This window comes from Microbispora rosea, assembly GCF_044460045.1.
GTDB classification, from domain to species: Bacteria; Actinomycetota; Actinomycetes; order Streptosporangiales; family Streptosporangiaceae; genus Microbispora; species Microbispora rosea.
This window is the reverse complement of record NZ_JBITJO010000008.1, coordinates 105931-125416: the sequence shown is the minus strand read 5'-3', so window position 1 is coordinate 125416 and position 19486 is coordinate 105931. Positions and strand designations below refer to the sequence as shown.

At 70.4% G+C, this 19486-nt stretch carries 20 protein-coding genes; 10 read left to right on the top strand and 10 right to left on the bottom strand.

Annotation, left to right across the window (positions count from 1 at the left end; translation table 11 throughout):
- Positions 1 to 216: 216 nt before the first annotated feature.
- From ACIBK1_RS29640 to ACIBK1_RS29630, 3 genes are read left to right on the top strand one after another with little or no spacing between them, the layout of a single operon-like run.
- On the top strand, positions 217 to 891 hold the full coding sequence (locus ACIBK1_RS29640) for a response regulator transcription factor (protein WP_030507547.1): 675 nt from the start codon (positions 217 to 219) through the stop codon (positions 889 to 891).
- On the top strand, positions 888 to 2333 hold the full coding sequence (locus tag ACIBK1_RS29635) for a sensor histidine kinase (protein WP_396738989.1): 1446 nt from the start codon (positions 888 to 890) through the stop codon (positions 2331 to 2333). Before ACIBK1_RS29640 ends, ACIBK1_RS29635 begins: the two co-directional genes overlap by 4 nt.
- Positions 2330 to 2899: a hypothetical protein gene (locus ACIBK1_RS29630; RefSeq protein WP_363419292.1), complete on the top strand. Its 570-nt coding sequence runs from the start codon at positions 2330 to 2332 to the stop codon at positions 2897 to 2899. Before ACIBK1_RS29635 ends, ACIBK1_RS29630 begins: the two co-directional genes overlap by 4 nt.
- A gap of 177 nt (positions 2900 to 3076) precedes the next feature.
- On the opposite strand, the gene ACIBK1_RS29625 is transcribed toward ACIBK1_RS29630, so the two are convergent.
- From ACIBK1_RS29625 to ACIBK1_RS29610, 4 genes are all read right to left on the bottom strand, one after another.
- On the bottom strand, positions 3077 to 4387 hold the full coding sequence (locus ACIBK1_RS29625) for a PhoH family protein (protein WP_030507550.1): 1311 nt from the start codon (positions 4385 to 4387) through the stop codon (positions 3077 to 3079).
- A 246-nt stretch (positions 4388 to 4633) separates the two neighbouring features.
- Complete coding sequence (locus ACIBK1_RS29620; RefSeq protein WP_030507551.1) at positions 4634 to 5395, bottom strand: isoprenyl transferase; 762 nt, start codon at positions 5393 to 5395, stop codon at positions 4634 to 4636.
- 197 nt (positions 5396 to 5592) lie between these two features.
- Positions 5593 to 7461, bottom strand: coding sequence for a phosphoenolpyruvate carboxykinase (GTP) (locus ACIBK1_RS29615; protein WP_396738987.1), 1869 nt, complete (start codon positions 7459 to 7461; stop codon positions 5593 to 5595).
- Between the two features lie 280 nt (positions 7462 to 7741).
- Entirely contained in the window at positions 7742 to 8263 is a 522-nt protein-coding gene (locus ACIBK1_RS29610) for a hypothetical protein (RefSeq protein ID WP_030507553.1), read from the bottom strand.
- A gap of 75 nt (positions 8264 to 8338) precedes the next feature.
- Between ACIBK1_RS29610 and ACIBK1_RS29605 the strand changes: the two genes are divergently transcribed.
- Both ACIBK1_RS29605 and ACIBK1_RS29600 read left to right on the top strand, forming a co-directional pair.
- On the top strand, positions 8339 to 9862 hold the full coding sequence (locus ACIBK1_RS29605; RefSeq protein WP_396738985.1) for an MFS transporter: 1524 nt from the start codon (positions 8339 to 8341) through the stop codon (positions 9860 to 9862).
- Positions 9840 to 10472, top strand: coding sequence for an acyl-CoA-like ligand-binding transcription factor (locus ACIBK1_RS29600; protein WP_051761595.1), 633 nt, complete (start codon positions 9840 to 9842; stop codon positions 10470 to 10472). Before ACIBK1_RS29605 ends, ACIBK1_RS29600 begins: the two co-directional genes overlap by 23 nt.
- Here the strand turns inward: ACIBK1_RS29600 and ACIBK1_RS29595 are convergent.
- Positions 10469 to 11458 carry an NADP-dependent oxidoreductase gene (locus tag ACIBK1_RS29595; RefSeq protein WP_396738983.1) on the bottom strand — a complete coding sequence of 330 codons (990 nt, stop codon included), beginning with the start codon at positions 11456 to 11458 and terminating at the stop codon, positions 10469 to 10471. The two genes, ACIBK1_RS29600 and ACIBK1_RS29595, sit on opposite strands and share 4 nt — an antisense overlap.
- Before the next feature lie 108 nt (positions 11459 to 11566).
- Between ACIBK1_RS29595 and ACIBK1_RS29590 the strand changes: the two genes are divergently transcribed.
- Positions 11567 to 12163, top strand: coding sequence for a TetR/AcrR family transcriptional regulator (locus ACIBK1_RS29590; protein ID WP_051761596.1), 597 nt, complete (start codon positions 11567 to 11569; stop codon positions 12161 to 12163).
- Here ACIBK1_RS29590 and ACIBK1_RS29585 read toward each other — a convergent pair.
- From ACIBK1_RS29585 to ACIBK1_RS29575, 3 genes are all read right to left on the bottom strand, one after another.
- Positions 12132 to 13388: a C40 family peptidase gene (locus ACIBK1_RS29585; RefSeq protein ID WP_231513847.1), complete on the bottom strand. Its 1257-nt coding sequence runs from the start codon at positions 13386 to 13388 to the stop codon at positions 12132 to 12134. The two genes, ACIBK1_RS29590 and ACIBK1_RS29585, sit on opposite strands and share 32 nt — an antisense overlap.
- A 160-nt stretch (positions 13389 to 13548) precedes the next feature.
- Complete coding sequence (greA, locus tag ACIBK1_RS29580; protein WP_030507559.1) at positions 13549 to 14049, bottom strand: transcription elongation factor GreA; 501 nt, start codon at positions 14047 to 14049, stop codon at positions 13549 to 13551.
- Positions 14050 to 14124: 75 nt separating this feature from the next.
- Complete coding sequence (locus ACIBK1_RS29575; RefSeq protein WP_030507560.1) at positions 14125 to 14550, bottom strand: DUF4307 domain-containing protein; 426 nt, start codon at positions 14548 to 14550, stop codon at positions 14125 to 14127.
- 151 nt (positions 14551 to 14701) lie between these two features.
- Here ACIBK1_RS29575 and mca point away from each other — a divergent pair, with 151 nt between their 5' ends.
- From mca to ACIBK1_RS29560, 3 genes are read left to right on the top strand one after another with little or no spacing between them, the layout of a single operon-like run.
- Positions 14702 to 15583 (top strand): mycothiol conjugate amidase Mca, encoded by an 882-nt coding sequence (gene mca / locus ACIBK1_RS29570; protein ID WP_030507561.1) that lies wholly within the window; start codon positions 14702 to 14704, stop codon positions 15581 to 15583.
- 9 nt (positions 15584 to 15592) lie between these two features.
- Positions 15593 to 15760, top strand: a complete 168-nt coding sequence (locus tag ACIBK1_RS29565; protein WP_185949714.1) for a hypothetical protein — start codon at positions 15593 to 15595, stop codon at positions 15758 to 15760.
- On the top strand, positions 15757 to 16074 hold the full coding sequence (locus tag ACIBK1_RS29560) for a GNAT family N-acetyltransferase (RefSeq protein ID WP_076433971.1): 318 nt from the start codon (positions 15757 to 15759) through the stop codon (positions 16072 to 16074). The genes ACIBK1_RS29565 and ACIBK1_RS29560 overlap by 4 nt, the downstream gene beginning before the upstream one ends.
- A gap of 21 nt (positions 16075 to 16095) precedes the next feature.
- Here ACIBK1_RS29560 and ACIBK1_RS29555 read toward each other — a convergent pair whose 3' ends face one another.
- Positions 16096 to 17259 (bottom strand): hypothetical protein, encoded by a 1164-nt coding sequence (locus tag ACIBK1_RS29555; protein ID WP_030507564.1) that lies wholly within the window; start codon positions 17257 to 17259, stop codon positions 16096 to 16098.
- An 11-nt stretch (positions 17260 to 17270) separates the two neighbouring features.
- Positions 17271 to 18290 carry a helix-turn-helix domain-containing protein gene (locus tag ACIBK1_RS29550; RefSeq protein ID WP_030507565.1) on the bottom strand — a complete coding sequence of 340 codons (1020 nt, stop codon included), beginning with the start codon at positions 18288 to 18290 and terminating at the stop codon, positions 17271 to 17273.
- 106 nt (positions 18291 to 18396) lie between these two features.
- On the opposite strand from ACIBK1_RS29550, the gene ACIBK1_RS29545 reads away from it, so the two are divergent.
- The gene (locus ACIBK1_RS29545) at positions 18397 to 19425 is read left to right on the top strand and encodes a saccharopine dehydrogenase family protein (RefSeq protein ID WP_030507566.1); all 1029 of its coding nucleotides are present in this window, start codon (positions 18397 to 18399) and stop codon (positions 19423 to 19425) included.
- Positions 19426 to 19486 lie beyond the last annotated feature (61 nt).

The window sequence follows — 19486 nt, the reverse complement described above, 5'->3', positions numbered from 1 at the left end:
GCAACCGAATCGTGGTACCTGTTTGGTGACGTCTTGACTCGACGGCCGATCACATGGACTTTCCCCTAGAGTGTGATTTTAGTCACACTTTGCGCCACAGGGAGGGGCATGGGTGCCCGGCACCAGCCTGCTCCCGCTTCTTGATGATGGCGTGCGGACCAGGTCACAGGGCTGTGACAAATAGGGAATTGGTGAGGTTCGCACCATAATGACCGGGTGGCAGGCATCCTCCTGGTCGAAGACGACCCCTCGGTCCGTGCCGGACTCGAGCTCGCGCTCACCCGGCAGGGCCACTCGGTGACCGCGTACGCCACGGGCGAGGAGGCCCTCGAACACGTACGCTCCCGCCGCCCCGAGATCGCGATCCTCGACGTCATGCTGCCCGGCATCGACGGGGTCGAGGTGTGCCGCCGCATCCGCAGGCTCGACCCGCTGCCGATCATCCTGCTCACGGCCAGGGGCGACGACCTCGACGTGGTCGTGGGGCTGGAGGCCGGCGCGGACGACTACGTCGTCAAGCCCGTCGAGCCGCGGGTCCTGGACGCCCGCATCCGCGCCGTTCTGCGCCGGCTGGAGTCCGCCTCGCCCGACCGCCTCACCTTCGGCGACCTCGTGATCGACCGCGGAGCCCTCAAGGTGAGCCTCGCGGGCAAGGAGATCCACCTCACTCCGACCGAACTGCGCCTCCTGCTCGAACTGGTCCGCCACCCCGGCCAGGTGCTCACCCGCCGCTACCTCCTGCGCGCCGTGTGGGACCACACGCACGTGGCGGACTCGCGGCTGGTCGACGCCTGCGTGCAGCGCATCCGCGCCAAGATCGAGCCGGTCCCCGCCGACCCCGTCTACATCCACACGGTGCGCGGCTTCGGATACCGCTTCAGCCCGCCATGACCTGGGTGCCCACCGGGCTGCGGGCCCGGCTGGTGATCACCTTCCTGCTGGTGGCGGTCACCGCGTCCGCCATGGTGGCGGGCCTGGGATACCAGATCGTCCGCCGGGGCCTTCTGGACCGCGCGGAGCGGGGCGCGGTCGCCGACGTGCGCGAGACGCTGTCCAGGATCACGCTGCCGATCGGCGCGAGCGACGTGGTCTGGCCGAGCGACACCACCGTCACCGACGAGGACCTCGGCGGGGTGGTGCAGGCGCTGGAGGCCCCGGAGCGGACCGTCATCGTGACCTACGGCGACCACCGGCGCTCCAACGCCGGCGCCAGGTTCACCATGACCGACGTGCCCGACCAGCTTCGCTGGCAGGCGGCCCGGCGGCTGGTCTACCAGAGGGTGCTGTTCGGGGACCGTCCCTGGCTGATCGTCGCCACGCAGATCCAGCGCGCCACCCGCGACGGGGTGCTGCGTCCGACCGGCCTGACGGCCTACGTCTTCGTGCCGCTGTCGGGCGAGGAGGCCGTGCTGAACCGCCTCAGGACCGCCCTCGCGCAGGCCGGAGGCATCACGCTCGTCCTGGCGCTGACCCTGGCCCTGCTGTCGGCCCGGCGGGTGCTGCTGCCCGTACGGCGGCTGGGTGCGGCCGCCCGCGCTCTCGGCGCCGGTGAGCTGCACGTCCGCCTCCCCGTACGGGGCAGAGACGAACTGGCGGAGCTCACCGCGACGTTCAACGAGACGGCGGCGGCGCTGGAGGGCAGCGTCTCGGAGCTGCGGACGCTGGAGTCGATGTCACGACGGTTCGTCGCGGACGTCTCCCACGAGCTGCGCACGCCGCTGACCGCAATGACCGCGGTGACGGACATGCTGTCGGAGGACGCCGAGGACCTGCCGGACGACGCCGGGGAGGCGGTGCGGATCGTCGTCCGCGAGATCGACAGGCTGCGGGTGCTGGTCGAGCACCTCATCGAGATCAGCCGGTTCGACGCGGGCGCCGCCACGCTCCGCCGGGAGACGGTCGACGTGGGCGACACGCTGGCCGACTGCCTGGAGGTGCGCGGCTGGGCCGACCGGGTGAAGCTCACCGTGCCCGTCGGGCTCACGTTCTCGCTGGACGCCCGGAGGTTCGACGTGATCGTCGCCAACCTCGTCGGCAACGCGCTCAACCACGGCGCACCTCCCGTCGTGGTGAGCGCCCGGGTGGCGGTCGGCGGCGAGAACCACGGAGCGCTCGAGGTGAGCGTGCGCGACCACGGGAGCGGCATCCCCGAGCACGTCCTCCCCCATGTCTTCGACCGCTTCTACAAGGCCGGCACCGACCGGGCCAGGAGCGTGGGCAGCGGCCTCGGCCTGGCCATCGCCAAGGCCAACGCCGAGCTGCACGGCGGCTCGATCATGGCCGAGCGCTGCGACCCCGGCACCCTCTTCCGCGTCTGGATCCCGAAACCGTGAGCGTGAGACGGGGTGGGAGACGGGTCGGGCGCGCTGCCGCGGCCCTGCTCGCGGGGCTGCTCATGCTGCCGGCGGCGTGCGGGGTCGCGCCGACCGGGGTGGTCGACGCCGGTCCCGCGCCGGTCATCAGCGGCACGCCCACCCTCGTCACGATCTACCTGCTGCGGAACGGCCGGCTGTGGCCCACCCGGGTCGCGGCGCGCTCGCCCCACGTCAACGACGTGCTGGACGCGCTGTTCGCGGCCAGCGGCCGGACGTCGAACCAGCTGTCCACCTCGCTCACCGGGCTCACGCTGGCCCAGGTGCAGCTCGTCAGGTACGCCCCGGACGCGGGCAGCCGCAACGACCCCGACAACATCCTCAGCCTGCGCGTACGGCTGTTCGTGAGCGGCTGGAAGATCACCAGGACCGCCATGGCCCAGATCACCTGTACGGCGCGGCTGCAACCGGAGATCTGGGCCGTGGAGATCGCTCACGCGACTCCCGGCAAGAACGGCCCCCTGAAGGTCCACACCTGCCGGGAGTTCTGGGATCTGGCCCCCAAGGACGGCCATCTCCCCCCGTGATCGCTGTGCTCCTCCCTAGGTCGTGTCTGACAAATCATGGCCCTGCTGCGCGTGGCCCAGGCGGCGCCTCGCCGCGCTGTCGTCGTCGCCCATAGCTCCGCTATGGCCTCCTCCTCCGCCTTGCGATGCATCCACCTGGATCCACGCTCGCGACGGGCAGCATTTGTCAGACGCTCCCTAGAGCGTGATGTCCTCCAGCATCTCGGTCACCAGGGCGGCGATCGGCGAGCGCTCGGACCTGGTCAGCGTGATGTGGGCGAACAGCGGGTGGCCCTTGAGCTTCTCCACCACCGCGACGACGCCGTCGTGCCGGCCCACCCGCAGGTTGTCGCGCTGCGCGATGTCGTGGGTGAGCACGACCCGCGAGTTGGCGCCGATGCGGGACAGCACGGTCAGCAGCACGCCGCGCTCCAGCGACTGCGCCTCGTCCACGATCACGAAGGCGTCGTGGAGGGAACGGCCGCGGATGTGGGTCAGCGGCAGCACCTCCAGCATGCCCCGGTCGATGACCTCCTCGATGACCTCGGGGGACGTGACCGCGCCCAGCGTGTCGTAGACCGCCTGGGCCCACGGGCCCATCTTGTCGTTCTCGGAGCCGGGCAGGTAGCCGAGCTCCTGGCCGCCCACCGCGTACAGGGGGCGGAAGACAATGATCTTGCGGTGCTGGCGGCGCTCCAGCACCGCCTCCAGGCCCGCGCACAGCGCCAGCGCGGACTTGCCGGTGCCGGCACGGCCGCCCATCGAGACGATGCCGACATCGGGGTCCATCAGCAGGTCGAGCGCGATCCGCTGCTCCGCCGACCGGCCGTGCAGCCCGAAGACCTCACGGTCGCCCCGCACCAGACGCACCGACTTGTCCGGAAGGACGCGGCCGAGCGCGGAGCCGCGGCTCGACAGCAGCCGCAGACCGGTGTGGCACGGCAGGTCGCGCGCCTCGTCGATGTCGGCCGTGCCGACCTCGAAGAGGGCGTCCATCTCCTCCGTGGTGACCTGGAGCTCCGCCATGCCGGTCCAGCCGGACTCGACCACCATGCCGGCGCGGTATTCCTCCGCGGCGAGGCCGATGGACGCCGCCTTGACCCGCATCGGCAGGTCCTTCGACACCAGCACCACGTCCTTCCCCTCCGCCGCGAGGTTCTGCGCGACGGTGAGGATGCGGGTGTCGTTGTCGCCCAGGCGGAAGCCCGCCGGGAGGCAGGACGGATCACTATGGTTCAGCTCGACCCGGATGTTCCCGTCGCCGATCGGCATGGGCTCATCCAGCCGTCCGTGCCGCACTCTGAGGTCATCGAGGAAGCGCAGCGCCTCCCGGGCGAAGTAGCCGAGCTCGGGGTGGTGACGCTTGGCCTCCAGTTCCGTGATGACGACGATCGGGACGACGACCTCGTGCTCGGCGAAGCGGCTCATCGCCGCCGGGTCGGCGAGCAGGACAGACGTGTCCAGAACGTAGGTGCGGGATGTGGACGGGTTGCTCGAGGACACTGCCACGCGTTCTCCCCCGGGCGCCTGAGGTGGGCGCCCTGCCTTGACTGGTGGTGAACGGACCGGGCCCGTGACCTGCGAAGGCAGACCGGGGCTCCGGCCCTCCTCGCATGGTGGTCGCGCAAGGACGGGCCCTCTCCCGAGGTGGTGGCCGCCGATCCCCTCGACGGCCGCTCAGCTACCACGTTACGTAACGAATCTCCCCAGCCCAATAGGTTTACGCTGGTAAAAAGACGCTGGTCACGTACCGTCTCAGGAGCCGTACCGACGGTGCCGTGCGGCGTACGAGCGGAGCGCCCGCAGGAAGTCGACTCTGCGGAAGTCGGGCCAGTAGGCCTCGCAGAAGTAGAACTCGGAGTGGGCGCTCTGCCAGAGCAGGAATCCGGAGAGCCGCTGCTCTCCCGAGGTCCGGATGACGAGATCCGGGTCGGGCAGGCCGCGCGTGTAGAGATGCTTCGCGATGTGCTCGACGTCGAGGACCTCGACGAGGTCCTCGATACTTGCGCCCTTGCTGGCATGCTCCTGGAGGAGGGAGCGCACCGCATCAGCGATCTCACGCCTTCCTCCATACCCAACGGCAACGTTCACAATCAGGCCTGGACGATGCGATGTGGTTTCTTTTGCGTGTTTGAGGACACGAGCCGTGTGATCGGGCAGAAGGTCGAGCGAGCCCATGGGGTTGAGGTGCCATCCCTGGTCCACGAGATCCTGGACGAGGTTCTCGATCACCTGGAGCAGCGGATCGAGCTCGGCCCTGTCCCTGGCGAGGTTGTCGGTGGAAAGCAGCCACAGCGTCACGTACTCGACCCCGGCCTCGCGGCACCACACCAGCAGCTCGGAGATCTTGTCGGCGCCCTTCTGGTGGCCCCGGCTGACGTCCCGCAGGCCCATGGCCCGCGCCCATCTGCGGTTGCCGTCCACGATGACGCCGACGTGGCGGGGGATCTGGTCGGAGGACAGCTTCCGTTCGAGCCTGCGCTCGTACAGCTTGTACACGAGATCGCGCACGCTCATGCAACCCTCTTCCTCGCGACGGTGGGGCTCGATCACCAATTATCGCGGGCGAACCGGCATGCCCCGCCCTCCTCGGGCTTTCCTGAACACGGCCCGGATAACCCGCCAGGGGCGGCCGCCGGCGCGGCGCGCCCCCGCCGGGAACGGACATGCCGCCGGACTCAGCCGAGCCGCTGGACTCAGCCGAGCCGCTGGACTCAGCCGAGCCGCTGGACCAGGGCGCGGTACTCGTCCCACAGCTTCTCCGGCATGTGATCGCCGAAGGTCTCGAAGTGGGGCGGGATCAGCGCGGCCTCCTCACGCCACACCTCGGGGTCGACGCCGAGCAGGAGCTCCATGTCCTCGGGCGCGATGTCGAGGCCCTCGATGTCGAGTGAGGCCGGCACGCTGCCGATCGGCGTGGGCACGGCGCCGGCCACTCCGTTCAGCCGGTCGACGATCCACTTGAGCACCCGGCTGTTCTCGCCGAAGCCCGGCCACAGGAAGCGGCCGTTCGCGTCCTTGCGGAACCAGTTCACGTAGTAGATCCTCGGCAGCTTCTCCGGGTCGGTCATCGTGCCGACCTCGAGCCAGTGCGCGAAGTAGTCGCCCATGTTGTAGCCGCAGAACGGCAGCATCGCGAACGGGTCGCGGCGCAGCTCGCCGACCTTGCCCTCGGCCGCCGCGGTCTTCTCCGAGGCCACGTTGGCGCCCAGGAACACGCCGTGCTGCCAGCTCAGCGACTCGGTCACCAGCGGCACCGCGGTCGCCCTGCGGCCGCCGAACAGGATGGCCGAGATCGGCACCCCGGCGGGGTCCTGCCACTCGGGGGCGATCGTCGGGCACTGCTCGGCCGGAGTGGTGAACCGGGCGTTCGGGTGGGCCGCGGGCTCGCCGGACCCGGGCGTCCAGTCACGGCCCTTCCAGTCGGTGAGGTGCGCGGGCGGCTCGTCGGTGAGGCCCTCCCACCAGACGTCCCCGTCGTCGGTCAGCGCGACGTTCGTGAAGATGCTGTTGCCCCACAGCGTCTCGATCGCGTTGGCGTTCGTCGACTGCCCTGTCCCGGGCGCGACGCCGAAGAAGCCGGCCTCCGGGTTGATCGCGTACAGCCGGCCGTCGGGGCCGAAGCGCATCCAGGCGATGTCGTCGCCGATCGTCTCGACCTTCCAGCCCGGGATCGTGGGCCGGAGCATGGCGAGGTTCGTCTTGCCGCACGCCGACGGGAAGGCCGCGGCGACGTACCGCGCCTCGCCCTGCGGCGGCGTGAGCTTGAGGATCAGCATGTGCTCGGCCAGCCAGCCCTCGTCGCGGGCCATCACGCTGGCGATCCGCAGCGCGTAGCACTTCTTGCCCAGCAGGGCGTTGCCGCCGTAGCCCGAGCCGTACGACCAGATCTCGCGGGTCTCCGGGAAGTGGCTGATGTACTTGGTCGTGCTGCACGGCCACGGCACGTCGGCCTGACCGGGCCTCAGCGGCGCGCCCACCGAGTGGACCGCCTTGACGAAGTCACTGTGCTCATGGTCGCGCCTGCCGCGGCCCTCGTTGGCTCGCGCCTCGCTCCCTCGGGCCTTTCGCGCCGCTGCGCGCTCCTCGATCAGGCGCAGCGCCTCATCCCCCATGCGGGTCATGATCCGCATCGACACCACGACGTACGGCGAGTCGGTGATCTCGACGCCGAGCTGCGAGATGTTCCCGCCCAGGGGACCCATGCAGAACGGCACGACGTACATCGTCCGGCCCCGCATGCAGCCCTTGAACAGCGTGCCGAACGTGCGGCGCATCTCGTCGGGCGCGATCCAGTTGTTGGTCGGCCCGGCGTCCTCCTCACGCTCGGAGCAGATGAACGTGCGGTCCTCCACGCGGGCGACGTCACTGGGGTCCGAGGCCGCGTGGAAGCTGTTGGGACGCTTGACCAGTCGCGTGAAGGTGCCCTGTTCGACCAGAAGGTTGGTCAGGCGCGTCCATTCGGCCTCGGAGCCGTCGCACCATTCGATCCGGTCGGGCTGGGTCAGCTCCGCGATCTGGGTCACCCAGGCCGCCAGATCGCTGTGAGTGGTGGGCGTCGGTACCTCTACTGAAATGGACACGGGGGCGGCTCCTTAATCTCTCAGGGCCAGAGCATCATCCGCGACGAATGGCTTCCGAATCCAATTGGAGTAGACCACGGCGTTTCCACTCCGTTAAATCGGCGCCATTCTCGACTTCACGGCCTCGGATGCCATCGGCGCAGGCAGCGGCCGTGATGTTGTGGGACCTTACCCACTCTGGCCCTGTTGAAAAAACGTCCTTCTCCCCCTTACCCTCCTCACCGTCCCTACACATTGGTATAGGCCAATTCGAATGGTCCAGACCTCTCGGGGAATTGGTTCAGTCCAATCCGCCGGGGCCTTCCGCCCTGATCCGGTCCACGTGCTGGAGGGCATCGCGCAGGTCAGCGAGCCAACTGTCGGTGTGCTTGCCGACGAGCCTGACGCACCAGGCCAGCGCGTCGCTGCGGCTGCGCGCGACACCCGCGGCGACCAGGGTGTCGAGGACCTGCCGTTCCGGCTGGCGCAGCCGGGTCATGACGGGGACGGAAAGAGTGGTGAACATCACTGTCGAGTCACCCACGACGACGCCCCAGGAGACCTTGCGGCGGAAGCGGTGCTCGGCCTCCCTGGCGATGTCGATCCTGCGCTCGCGCGTCTCCTCGCGGAACCGCTCGACGTACCCCTCCATCGCCGCCGCGCGCTCCAGGTCGGGGAGCCCTTCGGCCACCGACAGCGGCGGAAGCGTGCCCAGTACGGCGATCTCCTCACGGTCCACCACGACCCTGGGGGGCCCGGCGAACCAGGTGTCCGGCAATCGGCCGGCGAACCAGGCGCTCAACGGTTCTTCTTCTGAATGCATGTAATCAACATTACATCCCTGCCGTCCGGAAGCCCAGATTGACAGTAGCTATTCTTTGAGAGTTACTTTCAAATTATGGCTTCTCTCACTTCTCGCTGGTGGGCGCTCGGCGCCCTCGTCCTGAGCGCCCTCGTCATCGGCATGGACGCGACCGTGCTCAACGTGGCGCTGCCGACGCTCGCGGCCGACCTGTACGCCTCGACGGGTGACCTGCAGTGGATCGTCGACGCCTACCTGATTCCGTTCGCCGCGCTCATGCTCCCAGCGGGCGCTCTCGGCGACCGCTTCGGCCGCAGGCGTCTGCTGCTGGCCGGGCTCGCGGCCTTCGGGATCGCATCGGTGTTCGCGACGTACGCGGGCGGCACCGGCGCCCTGATCGCGGCCCGCGCGCTGATGGGCGCCGGCGGCGCGGTGATCATGCCGCTGTCGACCTCGATCCTGCCGGTGGTCTTCCCTCCGGCCGAGCGCGGGCGCGCGATCGCCGCGTGGACGGCCGCCATGGCGCTCGGCCTGCCCCTCGGCCCCGTCGTGGGCGGCTACCTGCTCGACCACTTCTGGTGGGGCTCGGTCTTCCTCGTGAACATCCCGGTGATCGTCGTCGCGGCGGTGGCGGTGGCGGCGTTCATCCCCGAGTCGCGCGACCCCACCGCGCCGCGGACCGACGTGCCCGGCGCGCTGCTGTCGGTGACGGGCCTGGCCGCGCTGGTGTACGGCGTCATCGAGGCCCCGGCGCGCGGCTGGAGCGACCCTCGCGTGCTGGGCGCTCTCGGCGCCGGGGCGGTGCTGCTGGCGGTGTTCGTCCGCGTCGAGGCCCGCACCCGGCAGCCGATGACGGACCTCGGTCTGTTCCGCAGCCGGGTCTTCGTGTGGGGCGCGGCGGGCGCGACGTTCGTGAGCCTCGGTATGTCGGGCGTCCTGTTCGTCGTCCCCCAGCATTTGCAGGCCGTGCTCGGGCACGACGCTCTCGGCACCGGCGTTCGGGTGATCCCCATGGTGGCCGGGCTGATGGCCGGCGGCCTGGCCGGAGAGCGGCTCACCACCCGGCTCGGGCTGCGCGTGGTGATGCCGGCGGGTCTGGTCGTGCTCGCCGCCGGGTTCTTCCTGGGCTCCGGGACCACGGTGTCGGGCGGGGCGTCCTCGGCGTACGGCTTCGTCGCGGCCTGGCTGGCCGTCCTCGGCGCGGGCGTCGGCCTCGCCATGGTCCCCGCGATGGACGGCGTGCTCGCGACGCTGCCCGAGGAGCGGTCGGGCTCCGGTTCGGCGACCCTGCAGACGGTGCGTCAGGTCGGCGGCGCCCTGGGCGTCGCCGGTCTCGGCAGTATGCTCTCGGCGGCGTACGCCTCGGGTCTGCCGGACGGTGCTCCGGAGGCGGCGTCCGACTCGATCACGGCCGCGGCGGTCCTGGCCGCGCGTGCGGGGGACGCCGCGCTGCTGAGCGCCGCCAGGGAGGCCTTCGTGCACGGCATGGACCTGGTCCTGCTGGTGTGCGGGGCCACGTCGGTGCTGGCCGCCGTCCTGGTGGCCGTCTTCCTACCGGGGAGTACGGCCAGGCGCGGAAAGACGGCAGAATCGGGGCATGAGCTCACCCCAGCGCGCTGACCGGACCTCGTCCCCCTCCGACCGCGCTGTCACGAGCCTGCGCGAGCGCAAGAAGGCCAAGACCCGCAGGACCATCCAGGAGCAGGCCCTGCGGCTGTTCGCCGAGCAGGGGTACGACGCGACGACGGTCGAGCAGATCGCGGAGGCGGCGGAGGTCTCCCCCAGCACGTTCTTCCGCTACTTCCCCACCAAGGAGGACGTGGTCACCCAGGACGACTACGACCCGATCCTGATGGAGATGCTCAAGGCACAGCCGGCCGGCCTGCCTCCGCTGACCGCCCTGCGCGCCGCGTTCCGCACCGCGTTCGAGTCGATGGGGGCCGAGGAACTCGACAAGGTGCTCGCCAGGATCAAGCTGTCCACCTCCGTGCCCGCCCTGCGCGCCCGCACGGTGGAAGGGATGTTCGCCACGATCGACATGCTCGCGGGCGCGGTGGCCGAGCGGGAGGGCCGCGACCCGCACAGCCCCGCCGTACGGACGCTCGTCGGCGCGGTCATGGGAGTCATGCTCCCGGTGCTGTTCACCTGGGTGGAACAGGACGGCAGGACACCGCTGCCCGTGCTGCTCGACGAGGCCCTCGGCTACCTGGAGGCCGGGCTGCCGATCTAGTCCGTCTGGTCCGTCTGGTCCGGCACGACCCGTAGAACGATCTTGCCCTGGATGTGCCCGTGTTCGGCCCTTTCATGGGCCCTCGCGGCCTCGGCGAGCGGGAAGACAGAGTCCAGCCCGACGCGCAGCCGGCCCTCCTCCAGCAGGCGTCCCAGCTCGGCCATCTGCTTTCCGTCCGAGTGGACCTGGCCGGACCGGAAGGTGACGCCCAGCTCGGCCGCGCGCTCCCGGCGGTAGTCGCCGTAGAAGACCGGGCTGATCACGCCGCCGGGCCGCAGCACCCGGAGGAACCGATGGGCGTCCGGCCCGCCCACGGCGTCGATGAGCACGTCCACGTCCCGCACCTCGTCCTCCACGCGGGTGGTCGTGTAGTCGACGAACTCGTCCACCCCCAGCTCCCGCAGGAACGTCTCGTGCCGTCCCGAGGCGACCCCGATGACGTACGCCCCCCGCGACTTGGCGAGCTGCAGCGCGAAGTGGCCGACCCCGCCGGCGGCGCCGTTGACCAGCACCCTGCGGCCCTCGTCGAGCGTGATGTGGTCGAAGACGAACTGGTAGGCGGTGAGCCCCGCCATCGGCACGGCGGCAGCCTCGACGTGGCTGAGCGAGGCGGGCTTGCGGGCCAGATGGGACGCGGGTGAGGTGGTGTACTCGGCGTAGCCCCTGCCCCCGTGCTCCACGGCGGGAAAACGCACGAGCCCGAAGACCTCGTCGCCCTCCTGCCACTCGCCGACGCCGTGGCCGACGGCCACGACCACGCCGGAGACGTCGGAGCCCGGCGTGTACGGCAGCGGGAACGTGGGCCGCATCTCCTCGGGGAGGTTCGAGAAGCCCCTGCGGGCGTACCAGTCGGGCGGGTTCATCCCGGCCGCGTGGACCTGGACGAGCACGTCCCCGGGACCCGGCTCGGGGCGGGGAACCTCCTCCACCGCCAGAACTTCCGGCTCCCCGGTCCTGTGCATGCGGACGGCCTTCATCGTGGGCATCGGTCCTCCTTGACGACTGCTGACGACTACTGGACGGCTAAGATTCGGAGCGATGCTCCGGATAATAAGCGGAGCACTGCTCCACATGTCAAGTGCAAGGATCGACGCATGACGGGCCGACAGCAGCGCGCGGACGCGCAGCGCAACTACGAGCGCATCCTGGAGGTCGCCAGGACCGTGGTGGAAGAGCAGGGAACCCAGGCGTCGCTGCGGGACATCGCCCGGCGCGCCGAGGTCGGCATGGGCACGCTCTACCGGCACTTCCCCACGAGAGAGGCCCTGCTGGAGGCGCTGCTCCGGCAGCGGTTCGACACCCTGGCGGCACGCGCGGAAGAGTTGGAGGGCGCGGGCGACTCCCACGAAGCGCTACGGCGGTGGCTGCAGGAGTTCCTCCGCGGCGCGAGCGCCTACCGCGGCCTGACCGCGTCGATGATGACGACGATCGGTGACGAGGGCTCCGCCCTCCACGCGTCGTGCTCCGCCATGCGGGAGGCCGCGGGACGCCTGGTCAAACGGGCCCAGGACGGCGGCCGCATCCGGCCCGACGTCGACGGGATGGACGTGTTCGCGCTGATCAGCGCCGTCGGCTGGATCGCGGAACAGGGCCCGGTCGTCGCCGGGCGGCGCGATCACCTGTTCTCGCTCGTGCTGGACGGCCTGGCCGCCGGACCGGTCAGCGGACGCGCGCGGAGAGCTGCGGACTGACCCGGACGACCCCGGCGAGGTTCTTGGTGTAGACGTTCGCGATCTTCACGACGTCGCCCGTGTGCGGGGCGTGCAGCATCTTCCCGTTGCCCCAGTAGATGGCGACGTGCGAGATGTAGCCGGGGTTGGTCGGGTCGTTGCGCCAGAACAGCAGGTCGCCCGGCTGCGCCTGCGACAGCGGCACCTGCGGCCCGGTCACCCACTGCTGGTACGTCACGCGCGGCATGCGCACGCCCGCCTGCGCGTACGCCCACTGCACGAGCCCGGAGCAGTCGAAGCTGTCGGGCCCTTCGGCGCCCCACACGTACGGCCGGCCGAGCTTGCTGACGGCCGCGGTGAGCGCGACCTTGAGCTGCTCCGCGGACATGAACGCGGTCTGCGGCCACACCGTGCGCCCCTTCGGCGTCACCACCACGGGGTTGATGGTGGCGACCTGGCTGCCCTTGGGCAGGATCTTCAGCAGCCTGGTGCGGAGCTTGCCGGAGTCGACCTTCGGCGCGCTCACGACCAGGGCGTTGCCGTCCGGGATGCCGAGCGCCGTCGCCGTCCCCTTCGAGACGATCGCCGCGATCGAACCCATGCCCACCGTGGCGTACGCGCCGATGCGCAGGCGCCGGGCGCCGCTGTGGACCTGCGAGCCCAGTTGCACGCCGCCGTCGTTGCCGAGTTCGAAGGAGACCGCCATGTCGCCGGCCGCGATGTTGCGCCACAGCTCGTCGGAGGAGGCCGTCACCTTCGGCGTGTACGACCGGAAGGTGGACGGGTCGACGCCCATCGTCGGCACCCGCTTGCCGTCCACGGTCACGTCGGCCGCGCCGGTCACCTCGGCGGCCGTCACACCCTTCTCCTTGCGCACCTTCTCCACCACCTCGGGGGGAAGGGGCCGGTTGGCCACCACGAACAGGTGCGGGCGGATCAGCCGCTCCAGCGGAGCCACCGGCTGCCGTGACACCGTCTGGGCGGCCGGGACCTGGCGTCCCGGCGTCGGGGCCGGCACCTCGCGGGCCTGCCGGGTCGCCGCCACGTAACCGTTGCCCGTGCGCCGCCCGGAGAGGGCCGTGACCGCGCCCGGGTCCGCGGACTGCGACCGGAGATCGCCGAGCACGAGCACGTCGATCGTCAGCACGGCGACGAGCGCCACGGCGATGAGGGGAACCGTCTTGCGCAGGCGCCCCGGGCGGGGCAGCCGCGGACGATAGGCGAGATCCTGACGGGCCTCGGACACGGCTCTCGCGAGCTTCCTGCCTAAGCGGGCGGACGGACGCGCTCGGCGTTCGAGCACGATCTCACCCCTCCCGCGGCGAATGGTCCGGTCCAGGACGAGACTGCCGCACGGCCGGGAATACCGCAAACGATTCCGGAATTCCCGGCCGGGGTGAAAAGGGTCAGTTGCCGATGTACGGCACGGCTTCGAGGATCTCGACCGTGTTCTGCCTGCCGTTGGGCAGCGTGTACGTGGCCTTTTCCCCGATCTTCTTGCCGTTGATCGCGGACCCGAGGGGGGAGTTCGGCGAGTAGACGTCGATGGGCGCGCCGCTCTCTTCGCGGGAGGCCAGCAGGAAGGTGACCTCCTCGTCGTCGCCGGCGAAGCGGACCGTCACGGTCATGCCGGGACCCACGATGCCCTCGGCGCGGGGAGCCTCACCGACCCTGGCGTTGTCCAGGATCTGCCGGAGGTGGAAGATGCGGGCCTCCATCTTGCCCTGCTCGTCCTTGGCGGCGTGGTAGCCACCGTTCTCCCTGAGGTCACCCTCTTCCCGGGCGGCTTCGATCTTCTTGGCGATGTCCGTGCGACCCGGGCCCGAAAGGTACTCGTACTCCTCCTTGAGGCGGTCGTACGCCTCTTGCGTCAGCCAGGTGACGTTGTCGTTCTGGGAGACGGCCACGGGCTCTCCTTGTTTCCGTAAGTGACTCGAAAGGCTGTCAAGTTAACGCCTTCGAACGCTTCCCCAAAGATTCCACTATACGAGATCGCAGTAGTCGACATGTACTGCTGTGGCCTGCGAACTCGTCCTCACGCGTTCGGTGAACTCGAGGTCCGACCGGCCCTTGGGAATGTCGACCTCACGGCTGCCGACCTCCAGGTGCTTGGTGTCGAGCGCCTGGATCCGGCACATCGCCGTCCGGTCGGCGGGCTTGTGCACGGTGAAGGTGATGACGGCGGAGTCCGCGGCGCTCGCGTCGAAGGTGATCACGTCCGCGCTCACCGAGGGATTGCCGTTCGCGCGGAGCATGACGTAGCCCCAGCCGCCCGCTATCACCGCCACGATCAACGCGATCACGATGTACGGCACCAGCCGGGCGGGCCGCGCCGGGCGGGGCGCGAAGTCGTCCGGCGTGCCGAGCACCGGGCGTGTCCCCTGGCCGCCGGCCTCATCGGTGGGCATCGCGGAATCTCCCTGAGGATTGTCGGTGTTGTGCGAGACGATCGTCCGCACAAGTCGACCGTGTCGGCGACGCGGGCCATACCGGGTCCGAAAAGCACGGTCTCTTAGAAGCTAACCTCTTTTCGTAGCCATAGAACACCTGAGGAGAGACGTGAGTGCACCGTTGAGGCTGATGGCCGTGCACGCGCACCCAGACGACGAGTCGAGCAAGGGCGCCGCCACGATGGCCCGCTACGTCGCGGAGGGCGCGGAGGTGCTCGTCGTCACATGTACGGGTGGTGAACGCGGCTCGATCCTCAACCCGAAGATGGACCGGCCGGACATCCTGGAGAACATGGGCGAGGTGCGCCGCCAGGAGATGGAGAAGGCGCGCCAGATCCTCGGCGTCCAGCAGCGTTTCCTCGGCTTCGTCGACTCCGGGCTGCCGGAGGACGAGAACGAGCCCCTGCCCGAGGGGTGCTTCGCGCTGCAGTCGCTCGAGGCGGCGTCGGCGCCGCTCGTCGCAGCCGTCCGGGAGTTCCGGCCGCACGTGATCCTCACGTACGACGACAACGGCGGCTACCCGCACCCGGACCACATCATGACCAACCGGGTGTCGGTGGAGGCGTTCGAGGCGGCGGGCGACCCCGACCGCTACCCGGGCACGGGTGAGCCGTGGCAGCCGCTGAAGCTCTACTACCACATGGGCTTCACGCGGGAGCGGTTCGAGGCGCTGCACAACACCATGACCGAGCGCGGCATGGGCTCGCCGTACGCCGACTGGATCGCGCGGTGGGAGGACCGGCCGCAGAAGTGGGAGGTCACCACCAGGGTCCCGTGCGCGGAGTACTTCGAGATCCGCGATCTCGCCCTGCTCGCGCACGCCACCCAGGTGGACCCCGACGGGTTCTGGTTCGTCTGCCCGCGCGAGCTGCAGGAGGAGATCTGGCCGACCGAGGACTACCACCTCGCGCGGTCGCTCGTGGACACCACGCTGCCGGAGGACGACCTGTTCGCGGGGATCGCCGCCGGGGTCACCCCTGCCTGCTCGTAAGCTGAAGGCGTGGATGCAACCAGCTACGGGCCGGGTCTCCTCGGCTTCGTCGTCGTCGCCGCGATCGGTCTTGCCCTGTTCTTCCTGCTGAAGAACATGAACAAGCAGATGAGGAAGATCCAGGTGCCGCACGACCACCATGAGGACGAGCGGCGCGGAAACGGGCCCGAGGCGTGAGCGCGGACGCCAGGGTCGTCGACAACCCCTCCGCGTCGCGCTACGAGATCATCGTCGACGGCGTGGTCGCGGGGTTCGCGCAGTATCGGCTGCGGGACGGCTCGATGGTCTTCCCGCACACCGAGGTGCGCGACGAGTTCGAGGGCCGCGGGCTGGGCAGCAGGCTGATCGGCGGGGCCCTCGACGGAGCCCGGGCGGCCGGCCTGCGGGTCGTGCCGCTCTGCTCGTTCGTGGCCTGGTACATCCAGCGGCATCCGGAATACCGCGATCTGGTGGACGACGACTACCGGGACCTGGTCGACACGCCCGGCTGAGCCGGGCGGCGCCGGGCGGGCTCAGTCCGGTAGGGCGGGGCCCGAGGACCAGGCGCGCTCCAGCGCCTTGGGCAGGCCCCACCAGCCCAGCGGGGTCAGCACCTCGGCCCGGTCCACGATGCCGAGGTGCGCCCACAGCGGCGTCACCGCCGTGAACAGCATCTCCGTCGCCTCCAGGTCCTCCGGCTCGTCCGGGTCGACGTCGACGTCCTCGGAGTCGGCGATGAACCGGGCGATCCGCTCGGGCGAGGCGAGCACCCCCGGGCCGTACCGGACCAGGGCGATCACCGACGCGAGCCAGTCCGCGTGGTGGATGGCGCACAACGAGGCCAGTATCGAGTCCTCGTGGCTGAGCTCGCCCTCCATGTCGAAGAACCGGGCGGCGTCCTCCTCGTCCGGGAGGTCGGAGATCGGCGCGGCGATCCCGGCGGCGACGGTGAGCCACAGATCCTCGTCGCGTTCGGGCAGATCACCGTTCTCCAGCCCGGCGCAGGCGCGCAACACGTTGCCCGGATAGCCGGGGCGGGTCAGCGTCACGCGCAGCCGCCGGGCGGCCGAGCGGAGATCGGACTCGGGGAAGGGCGGCTCCGGCAGGTCGTCGAGCACCCGCCGCAGCTCGCTCAGTGCGAACGCCTCCTCCTCGTCCCAGGCGGCGTACAGCTCTTGGTCCTGCTCGTCGTTGACCACGACGTTGGGCACCCGGCCGTCCGGCAGCGGGGTGCCGAGCCAGCGCTCCTGGAGCTCCTCGTAGGCGTGCCGGGCGTCGGGATCCCCGGCGGCGAGCGCGTCCGCGTCGATCTCCCCGGCCGCCAGCCGCTCCTCCAGAAACTCGACCAGCCGCTCGTACATCTCCGTGGCGATCGGGCCGCGCTCGCTCTCCTCGGGCCACAGGAAGTAGCTGCGGGTGAGCATGATCGGCTCGGTCCCGCTCGACTCCAGCCAGCGCTGCACGTCGCCGACCGTCGCCACGCCGGACTCGATGCTCATCAGAACGGCTTTGGCCGACTCCCAGAACCTGACCGACAGCGGGTTGCCCGCCGCGAGCAGCTGTCGCCGCAGGTCGGGAAGGGCGACCAGGGCATGTCCGGACGGCACGGCCAGCAGCACCCGGGCGACGTCGCGCCGCGTCATGGCGGCCGCCGGGCGTCCCGAGTGCCTGATAGCGAAGTCCAGATCCAAGCCCACGTCCTGTGAGCCTACGCCGGGACGGGCCGGAACACATCCCCGCGGTCCCCCACGAGTTCCCCCGGAGGTGGTGGTCCGCCGGAACCGGGGCGCGTCCGGGAGCGGAAGGTGCGGCGGTAGGCGTCCGGCGGCACGCCGACCGTGCGGTTGAAGTGCCGGCGCAGTGTCGTGGCGGTGCCCATGCCGGTGGCCGCCGCGATGGTCTCGATGCCGTCGTCGGTGGTCTCCAGCAGCTCCTGGGCGTGGCGGATCCGCTGGGTCAGCAGCCACTGCAGCGGGGTGGTCCCGGTGACCGACCTGAAGTGGCGGCTCAGATTGCGCGCGCTCATCCGCGCCCGGCGGGCCAGGTCCTCCACGGTCAGCGGATGGTCCAGCCGTTCCATCACCCAGGGGAACAGTTCGGCGAGGGGGTGGTTGCCGGGGGCGGGCACCGGGGTGGTGACGAACTGGGACTGGCCGCCGTCCCGGTGCGGCGGCACGACCAGGCGGCGGGCGACCGTGTTGGCGACCGAGGAGCCGTGGTCGAGGCGGACGAGGTGCAGGCACAGGTCCATGGCCGCCGCCTTGCCCGCGGAGGTGAGCACGCTGCCGTTGTCCACGTACAGGACGTCCGGGTCCACGTCCACCCGCGGGTAACGGGCGGCTAGCTCCCGGGTGTGCGCCCAGTGCGTGGTCGCGCGCCTCCCGTCCAGCAGGCCGGCGGCCGCCAGGACGAACGCGCCCGTGCAGAGGGAGGCCACGCGTGCGCCCGCCTCGTGGGCCGCGCGCACCGCGTCGACCAGGTCGGCGGGGGGATCGACGTCGACGTCGGCCCACCCCGGGACGATCACGGTGTCGGCGCGCGAGAGCCGGTCGAGGCCGTGGTCGGGGTCCAGCCGGAACCGCCCGGCCCGCACGGCGCCGGGCCCGCAGACGACGAGGCTGTACCAGGGGTCGGCCACGTGGGTCAGGTCGGCCCCGAAGACCTCGTACGCCAACGCCAGCTCGAAGTGCAGCATCCCGTCGGTGACGGCCAGCGCGACAGTGCTCATGTCCGGAATTGTATGGGTGATGGCGTTCCAGACACTCGTATGGGGCGCCCGTCCTCGTCAGGATGTCCACGACGGATCGCGGTGGATCATTCGAGGAGGAGAACCGATGGAATCGGGTCTCACAGTGGCGGTTTTCGGCGCGTACGGGCATACCGGGCGCTTCGTGGTGGCACAGCTGCGGGATCGCGGGTTCGTCCCGGTGCTGTCCGGGCGCGACGCCGCCAAGCTGGAGAAGGCGGCGTCCGAATCCGGGCTGGAGGCCCGCCCGGCGTCGGTCGACGACCCGGCCTCGCTCGACCGCGCACTGGCCGGCGCGGCGGCCGTGATCAACTGTGCCGGGCCCTTCGCCGCGACGGCCGGTCCCGTGATCGAGGCGGCGCTGCGCGCCGGGATCCCCTATGTGGATGTGGCGGCGGAGATCGAGGCCAACGTCGACACGTTCACGAACTTCGCGGAGCGCGCCCGCGCCGCCGGAGCCGTGATCGTCCCCGCGATGGCCTTCTACGGCGGTCTCGGCGACCTGCTGGCCACCGCCGCGATGGGCGACTGGACGGCGGCCGACGAGGCGCACGTCGCGTACGGGCTGAGCGGCTGGCACCCGACCGCAGGGACACGTGCCTCGGGCGTGGTCTCCGGGGAGCGGCGGGGCGGCCGGCGCGTCCGTTACGCGAACGGCAGGCTGGAGTATCGCGACGACAAGCCGCCGACCCTGGAGTGGCCCTTCCCCGACCCGATGGGGCCGCGGGCCGTCATCGGAGAGTTCACGATGGCCGACGTCGTCACCATTCCCAGCCATTTGTCAATCCCCGATGTGCGGACCTACATGACGGTCGAGGCCGCCAGGGAATTGTCGGACCCGGACACTCCGGCGCCGGCCCCGGTCGACGAGCACGGACGGTCCGCGCAGACCTTCCTCGTCGACGTCGTCGTGCGCTCCGGCGGCGCGCAACGCCGCGCCGTGGCACGCGGCCGGGACATCTACGCCATCACCGCGCCGCTCGCGGTGGAGGCGGTCGACCGCATACTCACCGGGCAAACCAGGACCGTGGGCGTCGCCTCCGCCGGGGAGATCTTCGACGCTCTCGGCTTCCTCCACGCGCTGGCCCCGCATCTCACCCTGGAACTGCGCCGGTAACGGGCGGACCACCACGTCATCCTCACTCGGGTCGTCCTTTTCCGACGTGTGAGAGGCTGAC

Coding starts and splice junctions, on each gene's coding strand:
- ACIBK1_RS29550 (WP_030507565.1), bottom strand. CDS start 18,290: ATGAGCACTGTCGCGCTGGCCGTCACCGACGGGATGCTGCACTTCGAG.
- ACIBK1_RS29545 (WP_030507566.1), top strand. CDS start 18,397: ATGGAATCGGGTCTCACAGTGGCGGTTTTCGGCGCGTACGGGCATACC.
- ACIBK1_RS29610 (WP_030507553.1), bottom strand. CDS start 8,263: ATGCATTCAGAAGAAGAACCGTTGAGCGCCTGGTTCGCCGGCCGATTG.
- ACIBK1_RS29605 (WP_396738985.1), top strand. CDS start 8,339: ATGGCTTCTCTCACTTCTCGCTGGTGGGCGCTCGGCGCCCTCGTCCTG.
- ACIBK1_RS29600 (WP_051761595.1), top strand. CDS start 9,840: ATGAGCTCACCCCAGCGCGCTGACCGGACCTCGTCCCCCTCCGACCGC.
- ACIBK1_RS29620 (WP_030507551.1), bottom strand. CDS start 5,395: ATGAGCGTGCGCGATCTCGTGTACAAGCTGTACGAGCGCAGGCTCGAA.
- ACIBK1_RS29590 (WP_051761596.1), top strand. CDS start 11,567: ATGACGGGCCGACAGCAGCGCGCGGACGCGCAGCGCAACTACGAGCGC.
- ACIBK1_RS29595 (WP_396738983.1), bottom strand. CDS start 11,458: ATGCCCACGATGAAGGCCGTCCGCATGCACAGGACCGGGGAGCCGGAA.
- ACIBK1_RS29575 (WP_030507560.1), bottom strand. CDS start 14,550: ATGCCCACCGATGAGGCCGGCGGCCAGGGGACACGCCCGGTGCTCGGC.
- ACIBK1_RS29635 (WP_396738989.1), top strand. CDS start 888: ATGACCTGGGTGCCCACCGGGCTGCGGGCCCGGCTGGTGATCACCTTC.